The sequence below is a fragment of the Kitasatospora sp. NPDC057518 genome, assembly GCF_042802075.1.
GTDB lineage: Bacteria > Actinomycetota > Actinomycetes > Streptomycetales > Streptomycetaceae > Kitasatospora.
On record NZ_JBHVEU010000701.1, the window covers coordinates 1 to 2,686 of the forward strand.

Annotated in this window: 3 protein-coding genes; 2 read left to right on the forward strand and 1 reads right to left on the reverse strand. The window is 76.0% G+C overall.

The window, feature by feature from the left end; all coding sequences use genetic code 11:
• Positions 1 to 33: 33 nt before the first annotated feature.
• On the reverse strand, positions 34 to 639 hold the full coding sequence (locus ACFU7Z_RS38525) for a TetR/AcrR family transcriptional regulator (RefSeq protein WP_380782790.1): 606 nt from the start codon (positions 637 to 639) through the stop codon (positions 34 to 36).
• Between the two features lie 206 nt (positions 640 to 845).
• Between ACFU7Z_RS38525 and ACFU7Z_RS38530 the strand changes: the two genes are divergently transcribed.
• The gene (locus ACFU7Z_RS38530; RefSeq protein WP_380782792.1) at positions 846 to 2,111 is read left to right on the forward strand and encodes an FAD-dependent monooxygenase; all 1,266 of its coding nucleotides are present in this window, start codon (positions 846 to 848) and stop codon (positions 2,109 to 2,111) included.
• A gap of 57 nt (positions 2,112 to 2,168) precedes the next feature.
• On the forward strand, positions 2,169 to 2,686 hold a 518-nt coding region (locus ACFU7Z_RS38535), incomplete at its 3' end, for a MarR family winged helix-turn-helix transcriptional regulator (RefSeq protein ID WP_380782794.1).

Consider the following 2,686-nt stretch of genomic DNA (forward strand, 5'->3'; position numbering starts at 1 on the left):
GACCCGGCGCGCGCCGGCGAGGAGCGGCAGGCCTCAACTCGCGGCCGCTCCCCGCAGGGCGGCCGCCACCAGTCCCTGGATCGCGTCGACACCGGGCTCGCCGCCGCCCACCAGGTGCTCGAAGACCAGGCCGTCGACGCAGGCCAGCAGTGTGGTGGTCCGCCCGTCGGGGTCGCTCACGCCCTGGTCGGCGAGGAACGCGCGAACGGCGGCGCGCCCGGCGTTCTCCCGCGGGACGAGGATCTCGCGCAGCTCGGGATCGCGCACACTCTCCACCGCGCAGGCGTACCGGGCCAGCGAGCGCCGCCGCCCGTCGCCGGACAGTCGAAGCCGCATCAACTCGGCGATGCCGTCGGCCAGTTCCTCCGACGAACGGACCGGCACCCGCTCCCCCATGGCGTGCAGCTCGCCCTGGTCCAGCTCCACCAGCCGCCGCACCAGTGCGGTGAGCAGGGCCTGCCTGGTCCGCAGGTAGGCCGAGGTGGTTCCGACCGGCAGCCCGGCCGCCGCGTCGACCGCCCGGTGGGTCAGTCCGCGCACCCCGAGGTCGGCCAGCACCCCGATCGCGGCGTCCGCCAACACCGTCCGGCGGTCCGGCCGCCCCGCATCGTCCCGCTTCTGGTCCTCGTGTCGCCGCATCCCTCCTTTCTACCGGGGCCGCGGCACCCGGCGCGCACCACCTCGGTCCGGGCCGACCGCCGACCGCCGACCGCCGACCGCCACCCCGAACCGCCCCGACGGCCCCCGTCGGACCCGCCCCCACCCCCGTCCACCTGCCGACAGCCCCGTAGTACGCTCCTTCTACAGATGTAGAAAGCAGCGCGGCAACACGGGAAGGACCGGGCATGAGCAGCAGCAGCGCGGTGGTGGTCGGGGGCGGAATCGGCGGACTGGCGGCCGCGATCGGGCTCCGACTGGCGGGGTGGGACGTGACCGTGGTCGAGCGGGCGGCCGTCCTGGACGATGCGGGCGCCGGCATCTCGCTGGCCGCCAACGGGATGCGCGCGCTCGCCGCCCTGGGGGTCGGCGAGGCGGTCGAGGCTGCCGCCCGCCGCCAGTACACCGGCGGCACCCGGACGCCGGATGGCCGCCGGCTCGCCGCGATGGACGGTGCGGCACTGGAACGCGAGCTGGGCGCCCCGATCGTCGGGATCCCCCGCGCTGCTCTGCACCGCATCCTGCGCGAGGCGCTGCCCGCCGAGTCCCTGGTCGTCGGCGCCGAGGTGACCGAGCTGGACACCACCCGGCCGTTCCGGGTCCGGGTCGGGTTCGGCGGCACCACCCCGGCGACCGACACCCAGCAGGCCAACCCCCGGCAGACCGACCCCCGGCACGCCGACCCCCAGCACTCCGACCGCCCGAAGGCCGACTTCCTGGAGGCCGACCTCCTGATCGCGGCCGACGGCCTCAACAGCCGGCTCCGGCGCCGCCTCTTCCCCGACCACCCCGGGCCGGTCTACAGCGGCTCGACGGTGCTCCGGGCGATCACCGAGCGCCCGGTCGACGGACTGAGGGCCGACTTCGAGATCACCTGGGGACACGGCGCCGAGTTCGGCCACATCGCCTTCCCGGACGGCACCGCCGAGTGGCACGCGGTCCTGAACGCCCCGGCCGGGGTCCGCTACCAGGACCCGCTGGCCGAGGTCCGCCGCCGCTTCGCGCCCTGGCACGAGCCGATCCCCTCGCTGCTGGCCGCGACCCGGCCGGAGGCGGTGCTGCACCACGACATCAACGAGCTGACCACCCCGCTGCCCTCCTACGTCTCGGGGCGGGTCGCACTGCTCGGCGACGCGGCGCACGCCATGACGCCCCACCTCGGCCAGGGCGCCTGCCAGGCCCTGGAGGACGCGGTGACCCTGGCGGCGGCGCTCGCCGAGGCCCGGACGGTCGAGGGCGCGCTCGCCCGGTACGACGCGGCCCGCCGTCCGCGCAGCCAGACCGTGGCCCGGGACGCCCGCCGGGCCGGCCGGATGGGCCAGCAGCTCGCCCACCCCCTGGCGGTCGGCCTGCGCAACGCCGCGATCCGGCTCACCCCGCCCGGCGCGATGGTCCGGACCGTCCTGCGGCACGCCGACTGGACGCCGCCGCGGATCGCTCCGCGTGCCGCTTAGGCACAAGCCCATGGTCCCGCTTGACGCGAAATCAGGTTAGGCGCCATATTACTTCTCGTGACCCAGTACCCCGCGGGCGGTCCCACCGCCCCCAGCCTCGACCAGGCGCGCCGCCAGATCGCCCGCTACGGCCTCTCGGCCGATCCGCAGGCGATTCTGGTCGCGGCCCGGCTGATGGCGGCGGGCGCCCGGATCAACCAGGCCGGCGAGGTGCACTTCGGCCGCTTCGGCCTCTCCACCGGCCGCTACCGACTGCTGGCGGACCTGGAGGACCACGGCGGCGAGAAGTCGCCCTCCCAGCTCGCGGCGAGCCTCGGCGTCTCCCGGGCGACGGTGACCGGCCTGGTCGACGGCCTGGAGCGGGAGGGCCTGGTGGCCCGCCGGCCGTCCACAGAGGACGGCCGCGGCAACGTGGTGATCCTCACCGCGCGGGGCGCCGACAGACTGCGGGAGCTGGCGCCCGAGCACTTCGCCCGGATGCAGGCGCTGGTCGGGGGGCTCTCCACCGAGGAGCGCGCCACCTTCCTGGACCTGCTGGCCCGGGTGGTCGCGGGCATGGACGCGCTCACCGAGGA

Excerpts from the sequence above, each read along its gene's own strand:
- ACFU7Z_RS38525 (WP_380782790.1), bottom strand. The coding sequence starts at position 639 with ATGCGGCGACACGAGGACCAGAAGCGGGACGATGCGGGGCGGCCGGAC.
- ACFU7Z_RS38530 (WP_380782792.1), top strand. The coding sequence starts at position 846 with ATGAGCAGCAGCAGCGCGGTGGTGGTCGGGGGCGGAATCGGCGGACTG.